This window comes from Hymenobacter guriensis (assembly GCF_015773195.1).
In the GTDB taxonomy this organism is placed as follows: domain Bacteria; phylum Bacteroidota; class Bacteroidia; order Cytophagales; family Hymenobacteraceae; genus Hymenobacter; species Hymenobacter guriensis.
Window position 1 is genome coordinate 404132 of the sequence record NZ_JADWYK010000001.1, and the last position, 17449, is coordinate 421580.

The 17449-nt window shown below is 57.4% G+C and carries 19 protein-coding genes; 16 read left to right on the plus strand and 3 right to left on the minus strand.

The window, feature by feature from the left end:
- Window positions 1-45: 45 nt before the first annotated feature.
- Window positions 46-912, plus strand: a complete 867-nt coding sequence (locus I5L79_RS01675) for a dienelactone hydrolase family protein (RefSeq protein ID WP_196953274.1) — start codon at window positions 46-48, stop codon at window positions 910-912.
- Between the two features lie 11 nt (window positions 913-923).
- Window positions 924-1481: a hypothetical protein gene (locus tag I5L79_RS01680; protein WP_196953275.1), complete on the plus strand. Its 558-nt coding sequence runs from the start codon at window positions 924-926 to the stop codon at window positions 1479-1481.
- 110 nt (window positions 1482-1591) lie between these two features.
- Here I5L79_RS01680 and I5L79_RS01685 read toward each other — a convergent pair whose 3' ends face one another.
- Entirely contained in the window at window positions 1592-3169 is a 1578-nt protein-coding gene (locus I5L79_RS01685; protein WP_196953276.1) for a M28 family metallopeptidase, read from the minus strand.
- A 136-nt stretch (window positions 3170-3305) separates the two neighbouring features.
- Between I5L79_RS01685 and I5L79_RS01690 the strand changes: the two genes are divergently transcribed.
- The 8 genes from I5L79_RS01690 to I5L79_RS01725 all read left to right on the plus strand — a co-directional run bounded on the left by I5L79_RS01690 (window position 3306) and on the right by I5L79_RS01725 (window position 9262).
- Complete coding sequence (locus I5L79_RS01690; RefSeq protein WP_196953277.1) at window positions 3306-3596, plus strand: putative quinol monooxygenase; 291 nt, start codon at window positions 3306-3308, stop codon at window positions 3594-3596.
- A gap of 28 nt (window positions 3597-3624) precedes the next feature.
- Window positions 3625-4281: a DUF6348 family protein gene (locus tag I5L79_RS01695; protein ID WP_196953278.1), complete on the plus strand. Its 657-nt coding sequence runs from the start codon at window positions 3625-3627 to the stop codon at window positions 4279-4281.
- A gap of 5 nt (window positions 4282-4286) precedes the next feature.
- A complete protein-coding gene (locus tag I5L79_RS01700) occupies window positions 4287-4832 on the plus strand; it encodes a hypothetical protein (protein ID WP_196953279.1) in 546 nt (181 codons plus the stop codon).
- A 72-nt stretch (window positions 4833-4904) separates the two neighbouring features.
- Window positions 4905-6716 (plus strand): ABC transporter ATP-binding protein, encoded by a 1812-nt coding sequence (locus I5L79_RS01705; RefSeq protein WP_196953280.1) that lies wholly within the window; start codon window positions 4905-4907, stop codon window positions 6714-6716.
- A 60-nt stretch (window positions 6717-6776) separates the two neighbouring features.
- Window positions 6777-7151, plus strand: a complete 375-nt coding sequence (locus I5L79_RS01710; protein ID WP_231402675.1) for a hypothetical protein — start codon at window positions 6777-6779, stop codon at window positions 7149-7151.
- Between the two features lie 220 nt (window positions 7152-7371).
- Window positions 7372-7809 carry an SRPBCC domain-containing protein gene (locus I5L79_RS01715; RefSeq protein WP_196953282.1) on the plus strand — a complete coding sequence of 146 codons (438 nt, stop codon included), beginning with the start codon at window positions 7372-7374 and terminating at the stop codon, window positions 7807-7809.
- 292 nt (window positions 7810-8101) lie between these two features.
- Window positions 8102-8374 (plus strand): barstar family protein, encoded by a 273-nt coding sequence (locus tag I5L79_RS01720; RefSeq protein ID WP_196953283.1) that lies wholly within the window; start codon window positions 8102-8104, stop codon window positions 8372-8374.
- Between the two features lie 162 nt (window positions 8375-8536).
- Window positions 8537-9262, plus strand: coding sequence for a GAF domain-containing protein (locus I5L79_RS01725; protein ID WP_196953284.1), 726 nt, complete (start codon window positions 8537-8539; stop codon window positions 9260-9262).
- Window positions 9263-9301: 39 nt separating this feature from the next.
- On the opposite strand, the gene I5L79_RS01730 is transcribed toward I5L79_RS01725, so the two are convergent.
- A complete protein-coding gene (locus I5L79_RS01730; RefSeq protein ID WP_196953285.1) occupies window positions 9302-10081 on the minus strand; it encodes a CPBP family intramembrane glutamic endopeptidase in 780 nt (259 codons plus the stop codon).
- A gap of 546 nt (window positions 10082-10627) precedes the next feature.
- Here I5L79_RS01730 and I5L79_RS01735 point away from each other — a divergent pair.
- The 6 genes from I5L79_RS01735 (at window position 10628) to I5L79_RS01760 (ending at window position 15108) form a co-directional block, all read left to right on the plus strand.
- Complete coding sequence (locus I5L79_RS01735) at window positions 10628-11347, plus strand: carboxypeptidase-like regulatory domain-containing protein (protein WP_196953286.1); 720 nt, start codon at window positions 10628-10630, stop codon at window positions 11345-11347.
- Between the two features lie 277 nt (window positions 11348-11624).
- Window positions 11625-12047 carry a hypothetical protein gene (locus I5L79_RS01740; RefSeq protein ID WP_196953287.1) on the plus strand — a complete coding sequence of 141 codons (423 nt, stop codon included), beginning with the start codon at window positions 11625-11627 and terminating at the stop codon, window positions 12045-12047.
- Between the two features lie 59 nt (window positions 12048-12106).
- Window positions 12107-12469, plus strand: coding sequence for a hypothetical protein (locus I5L79_RS01745; protein WP_196953288.1), 363 nt, complete (start codon window positions 12107-12109; stop codon window positions 12467-12469).
- 143 nt (window positions 12470-12612) lie between these two features.
- Window positions 12613-13335, plus strand: coding sequence for a hypothetical protein (locus I5L79_RS01750; RefSeq protein WP_196953289.1), 723 nt, complete (start codon window positions 12613-12615; stop codon window positions 13333-13335).
- 154 nt (window positions 13336-13489) lie between these two features.
- On the plus strand, window positions 13490-14188 hold the full coding sequence (locus I5L79_RS01755; RefSeq protein WP_196953290.1) for a hypothetical protein: 699 nt from the start codon (window positions 13490-13492) through the stop codon (window positions 14186-14188).
- Between the two features lie 110 nt (window positions 14189-14298).
- The gene (locus tag I5L79_RS01760; RefSeq protein WP_196953291.1) at window positions 14299-15108 is read left to right on the plus strand and encodes an SDR family NAD(P)-dependent oxidoreductase; all 810 of its coding nucleotides are present in this window, start codon (window positions 14299-14301) and stop codon (window positions 15106-15108) included.
- Window positions 15109-15214: 106 nt separating this feature from the next.
- On the opposite strand, the gene I5L79_RS01765 is transcribed toward I5L79_RS01760, so the two are convergent.
- A complete protein-coding gene (locus tag I5L79_RS01765) occupies window positions 15215-17353 on the minus strand; it encodes a carboxy terminal-processing peptidase (RefSeq protein ID WP_196953292.1) in 2139 nt (712 codons plus the stop codon).
- Window positions 17354-17449: the final 96 nt, after the last annotated feature.

Consider the following 17449-nt stretch of genomic DNA (forward strand, 5'->3'; position numbering starts at 1 on the left):
GGGCGGGTTTCTCTATCTTTCTCCACCACTTCCCCTTCCCGCCGCATGGATCAGCGCATCATCAACCTTTTCGACGAATACACTCACGCCCCGCTTAGTCGCAAGGATTTTCTGGACCGCCTGGTGAAACTGACTGGCGGCACGGCGCTGGCTGCCGCGGCCCTGGCAGCCCTGGAGCCCGGCTACGCCCAGGCCGCTACTCCCGGCGGTACCGAGAAAAGTAAGCTGGTTGCGGAAGAGGTAACCTGGCCCGGCGAGGCCGGCGTGACGATGAAAGGCCTGCTGGTACACCCCAAGGACAAGAAAAAGCGCGGGGCCGTGGTGGTCATTCACGAAAACCGGGGCCTCACGCCCCACATCAAAGACGTCACTCAGCGCGTAGCCCAGGCCGGTTACCTGGCCCTTGGCGTGGATGCGCTGTCGGTATTCGGGGGTACACCTGCCAACGAAGACGAAGGCCGCACGCTCATCGGCAAACTGGATAAGCCCCAGAACCTGAACAACTACCTCGCCGCCCTGCGCTACCTGCGCGCCCGCCCGGAAAGCAACGGCCGCACCGGTTGCGTGGGCTTCTGCTGGGGCGGGGCCATGGCCAACCAGCTAGCCCTCCACGATCCGCAGCTAAACGCCGCCGTGGCGTACTACGGTACTCAGCCCGAAGCCACAGCCGACCTCACCCACATCAAGGCCCACCTCATGCTGCACTACGCCGCCCTCGATGAGCGGGTGAATGCCGGCAAGGACGCCTACGAAGCTGCCCTAAAGGCAGCCGGCGTACCATTCGAGCAGTTCGTGTATGAGGGCGTAAACCACGCGTTCAACAACGACTCCTCCCCCGCCCGCTACAATGCCGAAGCCGCCAAGCTGGCCTGGGAACGGACGCTGCGGCTGTTCAAGAAACAGTTGGGGTAAACTACTGTACAATGAAACCACTAATCGGTATTGGCTTCTGGCGCAGCCTGCTGGAGCCAGAGTTGCCTGACCCAGCTTGTTTTATCGATGCAGATTGGTCACAATCCGAACGGCAACGGGTACTCCATTATCTGCAACAAGGGCAGCCTTTGAATTACTGGATGGGCTACAGCTGGTGCCGTTTCCGCTGTGGCATTTCCAACCCCGAAATGGGTGCTGCGGACTATACAGATGGCACCTATTGCTGGCCGGAAGGATTGGCGCACTACGTAAGCTGTCATCAGGTTCGTTTACCGAATACCTTCACTCAGCACGTTCTTAGTCAGCTCTCCTTCCCAGCGGCAGCAGCAAAAGTGTCCGATTTCAGCCCGGTTGATATGCAATGGTGTCAGCAGCAAACAGGCTGGCACCCATCGTTCCTCTCTTTCCCGGCTGAAACAGATGAAGAAGCTGAGAAGACCATTCGGAGATTTGAACAAGGAAAATGTTTAGAGCCGTCTATGCTCACCCCCGCAGCCTGTGAAGCCCGAACGCACTTAATAAAGCAGTGGCGGGCTAAAACCAGCTGATTGCCTGAATCGGCCCACGTACCGCTCAACTCCTAGCCAACAACAATGCCCCACTGGGCGCTGTAATAGCACCCAATGGGGCATTGCACCTGTTTTGCTTTTTGGTTGGACTACATCCGTCCTTCCGGCTTAGCGGCGGGTAGGGGCTTGCGGGGCAGCTTGGCGTCGCGCATGGCAGCCTGGTACACGAAGGAGGCCACCACTACCGAAGCCTGTTTGAGGTCGTCGGCGGGGAGCCGCTCGTAGGTGTCCATGTTGGTGTGGTGGGTGCGGGTGCCGTAGTCCAGCGGGTCCTGGATGAACTGGAAACCGGGCAGGCCCACGGCATCAAAAGAGAGGTGGTCGGTGCCGCCGGTGTTGCGCAGCGTGACGGTGGTAGCGCCCATGTCGGCGAAGGGCTTGAGCCAGTCCTGGAAAATGGGAGCCACTGCTTCGTTGCCCTGGGCGTAGATGCCGCGGATTTTGCCGGCACCGTTGTCGAGGTTGAAGTAGGCAGCCAGCTTCTCATGCTCGGGCAGCAGCTGCATGGTAGCTGGGTCGGCGAAGTGGTTTTTCACGTAGCCCCGGGACCCGTGCAGGCCCTGCTCCTCCTCACCCCACAAGGCAATGCGGATGGTACGGCGGGGCTGCACGCCGGTAGCCTTCAAAATACGTACGGCCTCCATCATAATGGCGCAGCCGGCGGCGTTATCGGTGGCGCCGGTGGCGGCGTGCCAGGAGTCGAGGTGGCCGCCCAGCATCACCACTTCGCTTTTCAGCTTTTTGTCGGTGCCGGGGATTTCGGCTACTACGTTGTAGCCCTTCAAATCCTGGGTTTGAAAGCGGGTGCGGGTTTCCAGCTCCAGCTGCACCGGAATACCGGCTTCGGCCAGCCGAATCAGGCGCAGCTGGTCTTCGGGGGCCATTTCCAGCTCGGGCAGCACAGGCTTGGCATCGGCGGCGTAGGGCGCGCCATTGCTGGTGAAGAACGTACCATCGGAGCCGCCGCGGGAGCTCAGCACGGCAGCCGCGCCTTCGCTCACCAGCATATCAGCCAGCTTGGTGCGCACCGCCATCAGGGCTTTGCGGTCGGCCATTCGTTTTTCCGCCTCGGCATCCACCGGGCGCGGCGTGGTGGGGGCTTCGGGCTTGAAGTCGGCCATCTTCTTCAGCTCTTCGTCGGAGTGGCGGCGGGCATCGGGCTCGAAGGAGGGCTTGGGCGCGTTGGCTACGCTCAGCAGCACGATTTTGTCGCGCAGCTGGCCTTTGTACTGGTCAAGCTCGGCTTCCGTCGTGGCCTTCACCACCACCACCGACTTTTTCAGCAGGCCATTGGTGCCGGGCGTCCAGGCTTTGGGCGCGCCAATAAGGGTGTGGTAGTAGGGCACCGTCATGGCTACGTACGACTTATCGATGTCCCAGCCGCGGCCAAACGTGCCCCAGGGCTCGATGTTGGCTTTGGTGAGGCCCCAGTCGGTGAGCTGCTTTTTGGTCCACTCGTTGGCGCGGGCCAGGCCCTCGGAGCCGGCCAGGCGCGGGCCGCACACATCGGTCAGATAAAAGGCCGTTTCCATCACCTTGGAGCGGTTCAGGCCTTCGTCTTTGATTTTGGCGAGTGTAGCGGCGTCGGCTTTGGTGCCTTGCTGGGCGAGGGCGGGCGCCGTGAGGGCAAGTGAGCCGGCCAGCGTGCAGAGTCGGAGTAGAGTCATAAGAGAAGCTGGTTAAGAGGTGCTGCAAGAACCCGAAAGTAACGCCTGAGTTGCAGCCTTGCGCATTTTACCGCCGCAGGGCAGAGCTAAAACCAGCGCAAAAGCCTACCTTCCCTCTACCCTATTCGCTACCGCCATGGCCATCGAATACATCCGCTACCGCATCAGCACTGAGCAGCAGCCTGCTTTCGTGGAAGCCATCCGCCAGGCCAACCAGCTCCTGGCCGCCGCACCCGACTGCCTGATCTACCAGCTCGCCCATTGCGAGGAAGACCCAGAATTGTTCATCTGGCGCATCGAGTGGACTTCGGTAGAGCGCCACCTCCAGGGTTTCCGCAAAAGCGCGGAGTTTGGGGCGTTTTTTCAATTGGTGAAGCCGTTTTACCAGAGTATCCAGGAAATGAACCACTATGCGGTGGTGGAGTAGCGCCTGCTGATACTCATTTGTAATATCTATGGCCGAAATCAATTTTCAACTGCAGAATCTCTTTGTCCAGCACGACATACGGGTTATTCCCTTGGAAAACAAAGCGTTGCTGATGACTAAGCAACCCGCACTTATCCAGAGCCGAGTCACCCAGCAACAGCATCCGAATGGTGCTACTTCCCGGCTTGACGTCCAGATTACCCTCGGAAACCGCACCATCATAGAATGCTTCGGCGACATTGGAGAGACTCTCGAAGCTGCAACACAAAATAACCTGCGGAATTTTGCTCACAACAGCCTACACGTACTCATTAATGCTCTTCAGGATAAGGATGAGGATGAACAAATCAGTATAGAGCGGTGGCAAATCGGTACGCAAAGGTGGAAAGTGTACAGTGGAAATTATGGCATCAAATCAACTGTCGGCAAGAGTGTACCAATTCCTGAAAATCTGTATGTTCGAATAGAGAGTATTATTCAGTCACTGTCTCTCAAGGAAGATTATCACTGGTTCCGTTTTTTCATCTCCTGCTCAAATAAACAGATTTCAAATATCGAATTTCTGGTTGATAATGAAGTGTATCCCGAAGCCCAGCAGGAATTAGCTACTCTTGATTGGTACATAACGCCCGATTTTTACAGCATCAGACTTTTTATGATTCTACAGAGAGAAGCGCATATTTGAAACATATGAAAACCCAAACTATTATTACACTCGCTATTTCTTGCTTATTGCTGACTGACTGCGTGGCCATCAGCAAGCGAAAATCTTGGATGTGGCGCAAGTCGAATCCAGATACTACTTCTACACCTTACGTGAGTTTTATTGAAATAAACCTACTCAAAGAAGTTATCTGGGTTCCAACACCAATTATTGCGACAGAAGTCAACTCCTCTCCTGATTATTTGCTTGACATCGACTTTCACACGGAGACAAAAAATGAGTATCATAAACTCGACTCAATACGCTATAAAATTATTGCATCGGATAATCGAACAATTAACGAAGGAGTATTACCTATCAAAAATGGTGAGCTTAGTATCCGTTCATATTCGCCTGGTATTTATCGGGCTCAATGCACAACGAAACCCAGCATACGCCTAGGCAAACAGAAACAGGCACTCAATGGCACTTTTACTATCTACGCCACTGGCAGCAACGGCCAGCCAAAATCCATTTATATCAATAACATTATCCTAAACTATTACAAGCCTAAAATTATAAGCTTCTTTTAGCTTCCCCGCACTGCATAACCCCGCCCCCGCCCCGCTCGTCTAACCGCCTAGTTCTTACTTAGCCGCTGCTGCATGAGTCTCTGGGAAATTATCAAGCGCCTGTACCCGTACGTGCTGCCGTACCGAGCCCTTGTGCTGGCCACGCTGCTGCTCACGCTGGTGGGCTCGTTGGCGGCGCAGGTGAATCCGTTTGTGCTGCGCTACACTGTGGATACGGTGCAGGGCCTGCTCAACCAGAACAAGGGGCTGGCTCAGGGTGCCGATTTACTCCTAATTGTAACCGCCCTGCTGCTGGGCAAGGAAATCATCAACACCGGTATCCAGTTCGGGCAGAAGTTCTACGGGGAGAAAATCCGCATCAACGTGTCCAGCACCCTGGTGCGCGACGCGGTGCACAAGGTGCTCAGCTACGAGCTGGGCTTCTACTCCGACAGCGGCAACCAAACCGGCAAGCTCCAGACCCGCATCGACCGGGGCGTGGAAAGTTTGATGAAGCTGGTGCAGAACTTCTTTATCGACATTCTGCCGCTGTTCGCCAATTCCATCGTGGCCCTGGTGATTATGTTCATGGCCAACGTGTATGTGGGGCTGGTTGCCGTAGCCGTGCTGCCGGTGTACTTCTGGCTTAGCTACCGGCAGGCCGACAAGCTCAACGGTACCCGCCGGGCCCTGCGCGGCCTACGCGAAGCCCGCAGCCAGGGCCTCGTAAACCTGATCGACTCGGCCGTGGTCATCAAGAGCTTTGTGCGCGAAGACTACGAGGAGCAGAAGCAGGCCCAGGTGCAGCAGAACCTGCAGGAAGCCCAGCTTCAGACCCGCAAAACCAACTTCCTCTACGACGGCCTCAAAACCTTCACCGAGCAGATTGGGGTGGTGCTCATCATCATCCTCACGGCCTACCTCGTGCTCGACCGGCAGATCAGCATAGGGGCCATCATGTTCCACATCCTGCTGTTCAACAACGTGTCGGCGCCCATCCGGCAGCTGCACCGCATCTACGATGAGATGAACGACGCCCTCACCTACTCCGAGGGCTTCTTCGACATCCTCGACGCCCACGACGCGGTAGAGCCCACTGGCACGCTCCTGCCCGACCACCTGCGCGGCACCTTCGATATCTGCAACGTAGATTTCACCTACCCCAGCGGTACCCAGGCCCTGCACGACGTGTGCCTGACCATTGAGGCCGGCAAAACCACCGCGCTGGTGGGCCTGAGTGGGGCCGGCAAGAGCACCATCATCAACCTGCTCTGCAAGTTCTACGCCCCCGACTCCGGCAAGATGCTCCTCGACGGCCGGCCTCTAGCCGACTACAACACCCACGCCCTGCGCCAGCAGATTGGGCTGGTGCTTCAGAAAAACCACATCTTCAAGGGCACCATCGAGGAAAACATCCGCTACGGGGTGATGGACGCGACGCTCGACCAGATCAAAGCCGCCGCCCGGCAGGCGTATCTGCACGAGCAAATTATGGAGCTGCCCAAAGGCTACCAGAGCGACGCCCAGCAGCTCTCGGGCGGGCAGCAGCAGCGCATTGCCATTGCCCGCCTGTTCCTAAAAAATCCGCCCATCATCTTCCTCGACGAGCCCACGGCCTCCCTCGATGCCATTGCCACCGAGCAAATAAAGAATTCCCTGGAGGCCATCAAGCAGGGCCGCACGGTGGTCATCATCTCCCACTCCCTGGCCCAGATTGTGGATTCCGACTGCATCTACGTGATGAAACAGGGCCGCATGGTGGAAAGCGGCACCCACGAGCAACTCTACGACCTACGCGGCACCTACCGTGAAATCTTCGACGCCTCCGCTCGCAGCCTCAACATCGAGAAACTGGCCCGGGTGATGGTAGACGATGGGGATGAGGTAGAGGATACGGCGGGGTGAGTACTTGCATTTCTTATCATTGCACAACACCTTCACTCCACACTAATAGGTCGAAGTATCATGGGCATGTTCGGTTACTACTTTTATTTCAGAACTAATCCTTCTCAATCAGAAGTTATCCACAGACTACAACTACAGTTTCCAGAACCACTACTTATAAATCAGGAAACCGCCGAAAGCGTTGAAGTCAGGGACCCATCCAATAAAAACCACCCCGTTTGGTTGTCTTGGGACGCCGAACGTTTCCCGCCGTTGACACCGGAATTTCTTGGCGATGCACCAGAAATGGACATACTTGATGTATTGCCTTTCCCTGATTTACTTCAGGAAATTAGTATCCGCTCTCCTATATTCTTCCATTCTGGACCAGACAAACTGATAAACGCTATCAGGCAAATACTACAAGATCTTGGAGGTAAAACCGAGCAAATCTGATAGTTTATTAATTTCACCCTTGCTGGCTCTCAACTGGCGCGAGTTTAGGCGCAGCCGTACCTCGTGCCCGCCTAACGTGGAGCTTGCAGCCCCACTGTCGCAAGTGCCCCGCTTATTGTCGGAGTAGCACCGCATAGCGGGGCGGTTTTAGTGGCATTTTTGTAGCAGTTCGGAAGGCCAGACGGCCCCGGTTTACACCCAGTCAAAAACCGCTGCTACCATGAAAAAGACCCGCTTTTCCACCACCATTGAGGCCCCTAAAGAAAAAGTCTGGCGCGTACTCTGGGACGACAGCACCTACGGCGCCTGGACCGAGCCGTCTAGCCCCGGTTCCCGCGCCATTACCGACTGGCAGGAAGGCAGCAAGGTGGTCTTCACCGCCAGCGAAGAAGGCGGGATGTACAGCGTGATTGAGAAAAAAATACCCAACGAGTTCATGTCCTTCAGGCACCTGGGCGAAATAAAAGATGGCCGAGAGCAGCTCTGGGATGCTCAACACCAGGACTGGTCGGAGACATTGGAAAACTACACCCTCACCGAATCCGACGGCGCTACTACCCTGCTCGTGGAGATGGATATTCCGGAAGAGCATCAACCCTACTTTGCCGAGGCCTTTCCCCAGGCCCTGGCCAAAGTAAAGGAACTGGCCGAGCAATAAGGGCAACTCCAATAGACGAGGGCGTGTGTTACTGCCGCAAACCAAACCCGCGAAACTATTTTCTATCCTATCCACTTACCTAACCTCTCAAATATACAAGCCGCGAAAAAGCGAAGCCCACGAACCTCTAGCCAACCTATATGCCAACGGCTTGCGCAGTCACAGCCCCTGGTTGCCCGGCGGCTGTTGCATGTCTGGCAGTCGGTACTTCGTTGCTGAGTGTTCAGCAGGTATTTAAAGGCCGAACAACCTCTACACGCATTGCCTGTTGTAGCTGAAACCGCCTTAGCCTATGACCCTCGACCTGACCGGTATCCGCACCAAAGCTGCTTTGCACCAGCTTTTCAAAGAAGCGCTGGGCTTCCCGGAGTGGTACGGGGTAAGCTGGGACGCTTTCTGGGATTCGGCTACGGCCATTGTGGAGATGCCGCCGGTGCTGGAGCTCAGCAACTGGCAGGAATTTGCCGCGCACTGCCCCCACGATATGCAGATTTTGCGGCGGGTGATACAGGATTACGCCCTGGAAATGGCCCCAAAGCGTATTGTGCTGGCAGGCGAAAGCTAAAAAAAGGGCTGGTGCAGCCACTAAGTAAATCCTGCCGCTCACTTGGTCTGCCAGATGGGGCGTAGCCTGACAGCTTAAGAAAGTTCGTTTTCTCTGCCTGTCGGCAGCAAGGCCGACACGACGGCGCAGCTGAACCCGCTTGCAGCCCGTACCTTTGGCCCTATGGCAGTACCAACCTCGCTGATTCCGGCCAACGACCCGCAACGCCTGCAGGCGCTGGCTCCCTACCAACTGTTGGGCACTGCTCCCGATGCCGTCTTCGACGAAGTAGTGCGCCTCACGGCCAAGCTGTTTGGAGTGCCCATTGCGCTGGTGTCGTTGGTAGAAGAGAACAGCGTGTGGTTTAAGGCCAACTTTGGGCTGGCCGACGCCGAGCGGGTAGCCCGCAACCAGAGCATCTGCTCCGTAGCCATTCTGCAGGACGAAACCACCATCTACGAGGACCTGCGCGCCCGGCCTTGTCATCTCACCGACCCCGCCGTAGCCGAGTCGCTGGATCTGCGCTTCTACGCCGGCCACCCGCTGCACACTGCCTCCGGCGACGCCATTGGGGCCTTGTGCATTATCGACCGCCAACCGCGCACCCTTTCCCTGGGCGAGCAGGCCCGCTTGCAGGCGCTGGCCGCCGTGGTGATGAAGATGCTGGATCTGCGCCTGGCCCTCCGCCAGCAGCCCGCCCACGCCAGCGCCACCTGGCTGCAGCTCTACCACCACCTTGATCAGTCGCTGACACGGTTGGATACGCTGAGTGAGCTGATTCGCTGGGAAGCTTCCCCTACCTCACTCACGGCCCTGGACTACCAGCGCTCCATCGAGGAAGAAGCCGGGCTGGTTACTCGCCTGCTGGACCGGCAAACCACGACCGCCCTGCATGCTCTGGAGCACTAAAAAGCTGCGCATGCTACGCGTAAGGTGGTTTAACCCTGCTCAGAGCAGGTGATAGAAGATGAAGTAGTTCATGGTGAGGTTGAACAGGGAGTGTGCCACAATGGCGCCTACTACCGAGCCGCTGCGGCGCCGGGCCACCGAGAACAGCAGGCAGGTACCAAATAAAGCTACTACCCACACCAGCGCCGGCCCGGGCAAAAAGCGCCAACCCGCGCCCGGCCCGGCGTATACAAGCCCGAAATGCGCCAGGTGCACCAGCGCAAACGCCGCGCTGTCGACCAGGGCTGCACCTCGGTGGCCCAGGCGGCCCGCAAAGCATTCGTGCACCAGCCCCCGGTAGAACAGCTCTTCCCCGATGGGGCTGAACACCATGCTGGGGACCGAGAAAATCAGGAAGAAGGCCAGGCGGTTGTGCTCGTTCAGCTGCTGGGCTATGTTGCCGTAGGAGCGGGCAACGTAAGCCAGGCTGTTGCCCTCACCTTCGCCAAAGAGGAAAGAAGTGAGGTAAAACAGCGCCGCACAGCTTCCCACGCCCAAGGCCGCACCCAGGAGCACCCCGCCCCAGCGCGTGGGCATCACCCAGCCTATGTTTTGGCGGCCGGCCCGGGTCAGAACCACGAATGGCAGCAGCACCATAGCCACGAAAGTAAACGCCACCAGCTGGTAGCTCCGGGTGACGTTGGCGTGCAGCACCAAGGCAAACCGCGCCAGGGTAAATATGGTTACCAGAACGGCGCCCGTTTTCCAGTTGAAGCGAAACCAGCTTGCAGCAAATGATTTGACGAAGGGAGTTGGGCGCGGGGCTACCAGGGTTTGCATAAGCTGTCGGGCGTCAGGCACTCAGCGGCGCCGGGCTGATAAGAAGGTGGCATTGGGTGCGAGAAAAGCTACGCCTGCCCGGGCCGGCCCTGACTTGTTGGCTGAGCGGTACTGCCGAGGTTGGCTAAATAATATTGTCGAGGTTGGCAGTCCAAGTCGTTTCGTGTTCCGTAGTTGATTGACTCCTGCTAAGAAGTAAAACCCAGAATGACTCGACTGAAACAAGGCCCAATATTAGAAATATTGCATGAAACAATACAGAAAGCCTCGGGAAATATTATTGACATAATTCAATAATTTGTTCTAATTATCTAGAAACATATGCCTCTGTTCTTAATTAAGCCACTTCTCAACTAACTACAATGCTAATACCCGATCTGGGAACTTTTTTTATTTATCGATCAACAGCTGGCATTCACAGGCAGTTATGCTACTTCTATCGAATTGGTAAAAACTTAAGCCCTGCCTGTCCGTAGGTTTGAGCCAAGGTACAGATTACCCTTGTACTGCCTGCCACTTCTTTCTTCTACACCAACATTCTGCAACATGGCATTAACCACTAACCCATTTCATCCGGTATCCGGGGAGCTTCTGCCCGGATATCGTGATGCCTATTTACGGGGAGACTTATCGGGTAGCAACGCTGACTTGGTCGACGCTTACCTGAAAGCCAACCCCTCGCAAAACGACGCCGCGCTGCGGCGTTTCCAGACCCTGCGCGCAAATGGCCACGATGTACGGCCGGTAGGCTGGATTCAGCACCAGTTTCATCTGATGCGTACCGAGCCAAAACGCTTCCGGCAGCGAGCCGCCTCTATCCTCGTGGTAGGCGCCCTCATTAGCGGTGCGGTGCTGGCCGGCAACAAACTGCCCGCCGATGCCAACACTCCGGCTGCTTTGTCGGCTACCACGCTGGCCTCTACGGATGCGAATCTTTCGTTGCCCGCCGAGGCTACGGAAGCTGCTGCCGCGGCCAAAATGGTATCCATCGTCAAAGGCCGCATTCTTGACGAGAACGGCCGGCCTCTGATTGGGGCTACGGTGCTGGATAAAGTAAGCGGCCGAGCCGTGACCACCAACGCTCAGGGTACCTATACCCTGGCACTGCCAGCCAACCAGACCTCGCGCCTGCAGTTTGGCTACGGGGGCTACGGCGAAGAGGAAATGCAGGTAAAAGGCCACAGTGTACAAAACGTGACCCTGCTGCCCCGCACCGATGAAGTAGCCCAGGTGAAAGTAAAAAAGCGCCATTGGTGGCGCTTCTAAGCTAGCGAATACATCTGGAAGGTCTGAGTAGTGGGGTATACCCCTGGTATAGACAGCGCACTGGTAGCCGCTTAGGGGCGCCGGCCGCGCAGTGTACCGATTTACGTGGCGTGGCGGTGAGGCAACACCCCAACTACAGGCTTTTCCGGATATCCTGCTTCCTCTTGCCGCCTTACCGGTTGGGAGGAAGCAGTTCAGCTGGCTTTTGATACTTACTCCTGCGGAATCTGCTGGCCTTGCTTTCTGGAGCAAGCCAGCCATTCCCGCTTCTGAAGAAATGAACATTCCCTTTTTCAATCGGCTGCAGCTAAAAAAGATAACCGTAGGCACCGAGGATGAGGCCGGAAAACGGGCCCAGACAGCGCTGGAAGGCCTGCTGGCCGATTTGCCGGATCTGCTGATGGCCTGCGTAGTCGATATTCAGTCGGGCCGGGTGCTGGCCTCTTATACCACCACTACTACTTACAACCCCAACCAGCTCAACCTCCGCAATGCCAAGCTGCTGCGCGTCATTACCGATGCGCTGAAGGCTAAGGCTTGGGTAGGCGGCCCGCTTACGGATGTTTCCGTGATGCTGGAAGACCAGTTTCATCATCTGCGCCCTATGAACGAAGGCAAATGGTACTGCTTTCTGGCCGTGCGTATGGCCGATGTGAACCTGGGCATTGCCAAAGAAATCATGCGTCGGCACACCGTCTGATGCCTGCTGTTAATTCAACATTTTTTCCTTTTCACACCTTTTCAACGTTTACCCATTTTATGTCATCCCCCAAACAAACGGTTCAGGAAATCCTTAATGAACTGCCCACCCTGCTGGCCGTAGCCGTGGTAGAAACTGAAACCGGCATGCCGCTGGCTTCGCACGCCAACATCGCAGAATTCGATATCGAAACCGCCGCCGCTTACAACACGGAAGTAGTAAAGGCCAAGCTGAAAGCCATCAAGGCCCTGAAGCTGAACCAGACGATACAGGACATCCTGCTCACGCTCACCGACCAGCTGCACCTGCTGAAGCTCTCGCCCACCGGCGACAAGTTTATTTATCTGGCCGTGAACTCGCGTGACACCAACCTGGCCCAGGCTCGTCAGATCCTGAAAGCGCACTCCGGCCTGCTCAACTAAAGGCCTGCAAGATCCTGTGAAAGCCTGCTGGCCTTGTTGCCGGCGGGCTTTTTGCATTCTGACGGCTACGGCTACGGAAAGAATTTGCTAGGTTTGGTTTCAACTCCGGGTACCACACTGCCTGGGCTCCTCTCCTACTCCCGATGAAAGTATCTACGCTGGCCTTCGCAACAGCATTATTGGCCCTTGGCGCCTGTCAGGAAGACAAAGACAGCGGGCCGCAGCTGGCTGGCCTGTACCAGACAGAAAGCACCATCAAAGCCGGCCCCCTGCAGGTGTATACCTCTTCCGGCGTGGTCAGCTCGCCCGCGGTTGCGGCCAGCCTGCTGCGGCGGCATTGGTCCATGCGCAGCTCCTTTCTGAAGAAGGACAGCGTTATCAGCCCGGACAATTCCCTGACGCTGCTGTTTGAGGCCGACAACCGGGTTACGCTTACCGCCAATTATTCCGGCGGAAGCCGCGTACTGGCCCTGGAGGCCACCAGCCGCAACGCGCAGCGCTACCTGTTGTCGGCTATGGACTCGGCCACGGTTATTGCTGCATCAGGCGCTCAGAGTCGGTGTGAGCTGCTGGCAGACCAGGTACGGGAACATGAGCCGGCCAGACGCTGCTTTCTGGTAGCCCTGATGCCAGGCGCTTTCCAGTCGGCGTGCCGGTTCCGGCCATTGCAGGTGCTCACCATTCGCAACAATCAGCCGGTTATTCCGCTGTATAGCTGGTTTGTGCTTGTTTCGCGTTCGGGCACGGTATGCGGGCAAGGCCAAGGGTTCGAGTGGAATCTGCCCAGTTCCAACCTCGTTCAACGGTTAGCTTCCGGCGACACGGTGCTGGTGCAGGTGAATGAGCTGGCCCTACGCAAAAAGTAGCCCGGTCCGCGTCTTATGCGCCGGTTGCGCGGCTCCTGCTGTTTTATTCCGGCGGTTTCGTGGGTGTTTGATGAGGCGCTGCGTAAGCTGAACAGGCCGGCACGCTGCCGCGCTGTGCGGGTCAATATCGGCCCTTCTTAGCTTACTTTCCTTCATGCTGCACTTCACCGTAGAACGCCTCACCTTCGATACGCTTACAGAGCTGCCCAACTCCTGGCAGGCCGCCGATTACCTTGCCCTGCTCACCAAAACCGGCTACGACAACCCCACCGAAATTGCCGCCGATGAGCTGCAAGCCATGACGCACATGGCCCTCACCGAGCTGGAACCCACGGAAGCCGCCCGGCTGGTGCTGGACTACCTGTTTGAAGATCAGCTCTCCAGCGGACAGGTGGAGAACCTGGCCCACCAGATGCTTACGGAGAAGCTGTGGGAAGAAAACCCGGAGCTGGCGCAGCACGAAGGCTTTTTTAAAGCCACCCAGCTGCTTTATACTGCCTACAACGGGAAATTCCCCCGGGCCGAAGCGGTGCAGTTTCAGGTACAGCTCACCGCTGAGGAGCCCGAGGCGCTAACGGTTTTTGATGCGCAGCCGGAAGCACCCCTGCTGCGCCTGCTGGCCCAGGGTATGCCCGACAATACCCTGCTCAAACGCCTGTTTCAGGAGCAGCTTGCGGGTACCAGCTTTCCGGAGGCGCCCAGTATTCTCTGGCAGCTAACCCCGTCGAATAAGCAGGCTTCCTCGGTCGTTTTCACGGTCGTCAGCTCGGCGTATTGGCTGGACGATTTCAAGTACGCCGACTCGTACCAGGCCACCACTCACGCCGACGCCCCCGAACCCGACGAAAGCTGAACGGGCCGCCCAGCAGATGCGGGTACCACACAGCCAATCCACCAATCTCAACCGTAACCGCCCGAGCGTGCCCAGCGTTAGAAATTCACAACTCTAACGTTTTCACAACCATGGCACATAACACCCAAACGGCTCTGATTACGGGCAGCACCAGCGGTATTGGCCGCGAGCTGGCCAACTGCTTTGCGCAGGATAAGTACAACCTCATTCTTGTAGGCCGCGACCAGCACACGCTGAATGCTACGGCTCAGGAAGTTCGGCAAGCGTACGGCGTAGAAGTCACCACCATTGTGAAAGACCTGTTTCAGCGGCAGGCGCCCTTCGAGGTATACGACCAGGTGAAAGCCTCCGGCAAGCAGATTGACGTGCTGGTAAACGACGCCGGCCAGGGCCAGTATGGCACCTTCGATACCACCGATATCAACCGCGAGCTGGATATTGTGCAGCTCAACATTGGGGCTTATCTGGTGCTCACGAAGCTGTATCTGCAGGAAATGAAAGCCCGCAACGAAGGCAGGATTCTACTGGTAGGCAGCATTGCGGGCGAGTTGCCCGGCCCGCTCCAGGCCGTGTACCACGGCACCAAGGCCTTTATTAACTCCTGGGTTGAATCGATTCAGGAAGAAAACAAGGACAGCAACGTCACCATCACCAACTTGCTGCCGGGCCTCACGGATACCGACTTTTTCAACAAGGCCGATATGACGCGAGCCAAAAACGTTGCCGAAGGCAGCAAGGCGGATCCGGCCGAGGTGGCCAAGGACGGCTACAAAGCCCTGATGGCCGGGGAGCGGAAAGTTGTTTCCGGCTTCCTGAACAAAGTGCAGGTGACGACTAGCAACGTGCTGCCCGACGCACTGGTAGCTGCCAACGTCCACAAGCAAAGCGCCCCCATCGACGGCGACGAAAGCGCCAGGTAGCAACCGGCTTCTTCCCGACTGTAAACCGGCAAAAGCTTTTTAGACTGCTTCACAAAAAAGCCTCTACACATCAGTGGAGAGGCTTTTTTGTGTTGGTTGGTGTCGGCTACATTTCGTCGTGCAACACGGCTACGGCTTCCTGCAGCGTCAGGTCCTTGCGCAGGGGCTTAAGGAAGCGGTTGATGCGGCTGCTATCAGCCGCCACCGGAGCTTGGATTGAGGAGGTGACGGCAAGAGTGGGTGCCTGCTGCTGCAGCTGCTTAAGCTTCTCGTTGGTAGCCTGGGCTTTCTGCTGCTCGGCGCGGTAGTCAGCCAGACTCAGCGAAACCTGGGTGTTTTTCCGGCGCTGAGCCATGGTCTGCACAGTTTCCGTGAGCAGCTTGAAGGAAGGATTGGCGCCTACGCGCTGCTGGCTGGCTCCGGCCAGCCGGGCCATAGGTGGTGCGGCAGCCCAGGGCTGATAGGGCGCGGGGGCAATTTCGTCCCAGGGCAGCGGGAAATCGGTATCCTGCTCGCCGTCGGCCAGGGTGCTATAGGCATCCGGCACCATGATGTCGGGCGTCACGCCCTTGAACTGCGTGGACGAGCCATTTACGCGGTAGTATTTCTGCACCGTGAGCTTGAGCGAGCCTAAGGGCTTGAGCTTGTTGAAGTCCGCGTTCAGCATGTCGTCCAACTCCACTACGCGCTGCACGGTGCCTTTGCCGTAAGTGGTATTGCCCATAATCACGCCGCGCTTGTAATCCTGAATGGCACCGGCCAGAATCTCGGAGGCCGAGGCGCTGTAGCGGTTTACCAGCACCACCAGCGGGCCGTCATACTGTACTTTAGGATCGGGGTCCTTGAGGAGACTGGCTTCGCCCTGACGGCTTTTCACCTGCACCATGGGGCCGCTGGCCATGAACAGGCCGGCCATGCGGGTGGCATCGGGCAGGGAGCCGCCCCCGTTGAAGCGCAAATCCAGCACCACGCCCTGCACCCCGGCCTGCTTGAGCTTTTCCAGCTCGTTGCTCACGTCCTGGGCCGAGTTGCGGCCGCCGTTGTTGTTGAAGTCGGCGTAGAAGCTGGGCAGCATGATGTAGCCGAGCTTCTTGCCCTTGTCGTTGATAACGGCCGACTGCGCGTACGTTTCCTCGATAACAACGACGTCACGGATAATGGAAATGACCTTGATGCTGGCGTCCGGCTTTTTCACCGTCAGGCGCACTTCCGAGCCTTTAGGGCCGCGAATCAGCTGCACCACTTTATCCATGCGCAGGCCTTCCACGGCTACCGGCTCGCCGGCCCCCTGAGCCACGCGCTGGATAATATCGCCCACTTTCAGCTCGCCCTGGCGGTAGGAGGCTGAGCCCGCTACAATGGCCGCTACCACTATCTGGCCGTCCTTCTCGCTAAGCTGAGCCCCGGTTCCTTCCAGGCGGCCGGTCAAAGCCAGATCGAAGTTGGTTTTGTCCTTGGGCGCAAAGTACTCGGAGTGCGGGTCGAAGGTGTTGGCAATGGCGTTGGTATACCCGCTGAGCCGGTCAGCCTCGTCCTCCTGGCGCAGGTCGCTGAACCATTCGTCGTAGTACTTGAGCACCTGCTTGCGGGCATCGGCTTCCAGCTGAGCCGGGGTGCGCGGCGCCGTAGAAAGCGTGGCATCCGACGGCTTGGCCTTAGCCGACGCCAGCGACTTGGTTTGCTGGCGGTTCTGCGTGTCCATCAGCTCGGAAAGGCGCTGCATGGTCTGGTACTTGAGCAGGCGGCGCCACCGGTCCCGCCGGGCGGCGGCATCGGCCGCGTAAGGCAGTTTATCGGGTTCGGTTTCAAAGGTTTCCGCGGCTGTAAACTCGAATGGCTGCGCCAGCAGTTCGCGGTACAGCACCTGCACTTCCTGCTGACGCTGGTTGATGAGCTGGGTGCTTAAATCGAGGAAGCCGTGCTTGCCCTGCTTTACTTCGTCGTCGATGGTGGTTTCGAATCGCTTGAGCTGGGCAATATCAGGCTGGAGCAAAAAGCGTTTGCCGCCGTCCAGCCGCTTGAGATAGAGAGTAAACACGCGCCGCGAAAACTCATCGTTTATCTGTTCGGGCTGCACGTGGGCCATCGTCAGTCCCTGCGTGACGATACCCACCAGCACCTCTTTTTTCTGGGGCGGCAGGTCATCGGGCGTGCCGGAAGACGAAGCGAAGCTGCCGGGCAAAAACAGCAGAAAGCCCGGCAGCACGGCCGAGAACAAGCCCAACGAGGAACGAAATAACGCCATGAGATGCGCAGCTAAAGAAGGATGTCAGTAATCGAAAAAGCGGGGCCGGCAGGTTGCCCGAAAAACCGGCCTCTTACCTGCAAGAACAACAATCTG

Excerpts from the sequence above, each read along its gene's own strand:
- I5L79_RS01675 (WP_196953274.1), top strand. The coding sequence starts at position 46 with ATGGATCAGCGCATCATCAACCTTTTCGACGAATACACTCACGCCCCG.
- I5L79_RS01680 (WP_196953275.1), top strand. The coding sequence starts at position 924 with ATGAAACCACTAATCGGTATTGGCTTCTGGCGCAGCCTGCTGGAGCCA.
- I5L79_RS01685 (WP_196953276.1), bottom strand. The coding sequence starts at position 3,169 with ATGACTCTACTCCGACTCTGCACGCTGGCCGGCTCACTTGCCCTCACG.
- I5L79_RS01690 (WP_196953277.1), top strand. The coding sequence starts at position 3,306 with ATGGCCATCGAATACATCCGCTACCGCATCAGCACTGAGCAGCAGCCT.
- I5L79_RS01695 (WP_196953278.1), top strand. The coding sequence starts at position 3,625 with ATGGCCGAAATCAATTTTCAACTGCAGAATCTCTTTGTCCAGCACGAC.
- I5L79_RS01700 (WP_196953279.1), top strand. The coding sequence starts at position 4,287 with ATGAAAACCCAAACTATTATTACACTCGCTATTTCTTGCTTATTGCTG.
- I5L79_RS01705 (WP_196953280.1), top strand. The coding sequence starts at position 4,905 with ATGAGTCTCTGGGAAATTATCAAGCGCCTGTACCCGTACGTGCTGCCG.
- I5L79_RS01710 (WP_231402675.1), top strand. The coding sequence starts at position 6,777 with ATGGGCATGTTCGGTTACTACTTTTATTTCAGAACTAATCCTTCTCAA.
- I5L79_RS01715 (WP_196953282.1), top strand. The coding sequence starts at position 7,372 with ATGAAAAAGACCCGCTTTTCCACCACCATTGAGGCCCCTAAAGAAAAA.
- I5L79_RS01720 (WP_196953283.1), top strand. The coding sequence starts at position 8,102 with ATGACCCTCGACCTGACCGGTATCCGCACCAAAGCTGCTTTGCACCAG.
- I5L79_RS01725 (WP_196953284.1), top strand. The coding sequence starts at position 8,537 with ATGGCAGTACCAACCTCGCTGATTCCGGCCAACGACCCGCAACGCCTG.
- I5L79_RS01730 (WP_196953285.1), bottom strand. The coding sequence starts at position 10,081 with ATGCAAACCCTGGTAGCCCCGCGCCCAACTCCCTTCGTCAAATCATTT.
- I5L79_RS01735 (WP_196953286.1), top strand. The coding sequence starts at position 10,628 with ATGGCATTAACCACTAACCCATTTCATCCGGTATCCGGGGAGCTTCTG.
- I5L79_RS01740 (WP_196953287.1), top strand. The coding sequence starts at position 11,625 with ATGAACATTCCCTTTTTCAATCGGCTGCAGCTAAAAAAGATAACCGTA.
- I5L79_RS01745 (WP_196953288.1), top strand. The coding sequence starts at position 12,107 with ATGTCATCCCCCAAACAAACGGTTCAGGAAATCCTTAATGAACTGCCC.
- I5L79_RS01750 (WP_196953289.1), top strand. The coding sequence starts at position 12,613 with ATGAAAGTATCTACGCTGGCCTTCGCAACAGCATTATTGGCCCTTGGC.
- I5L79_RS01755 (WP_196953290.1), top strand. The coding sequence starts at position 13,490 with ATGCTGCACTTCACCGTAGAACGCCTCACCTTCGATACGCTTACAGAG.
- I5L79_RS01760 (WP_196953291.1), top strand. The coding sequence starts at position 14,299 with ATGGCACATAACACCCAAACGGCTCTGATTACGGGCAGCACCAGCGGT.
- I5L79_RS01765 (WP_196953292.1), bottom strand. The coding sequence starts at position 17,353 with ATGGCGTTATTTCGTTCCTCGTTGGGCTTGTTCTCGGCCGTGCTGCCG.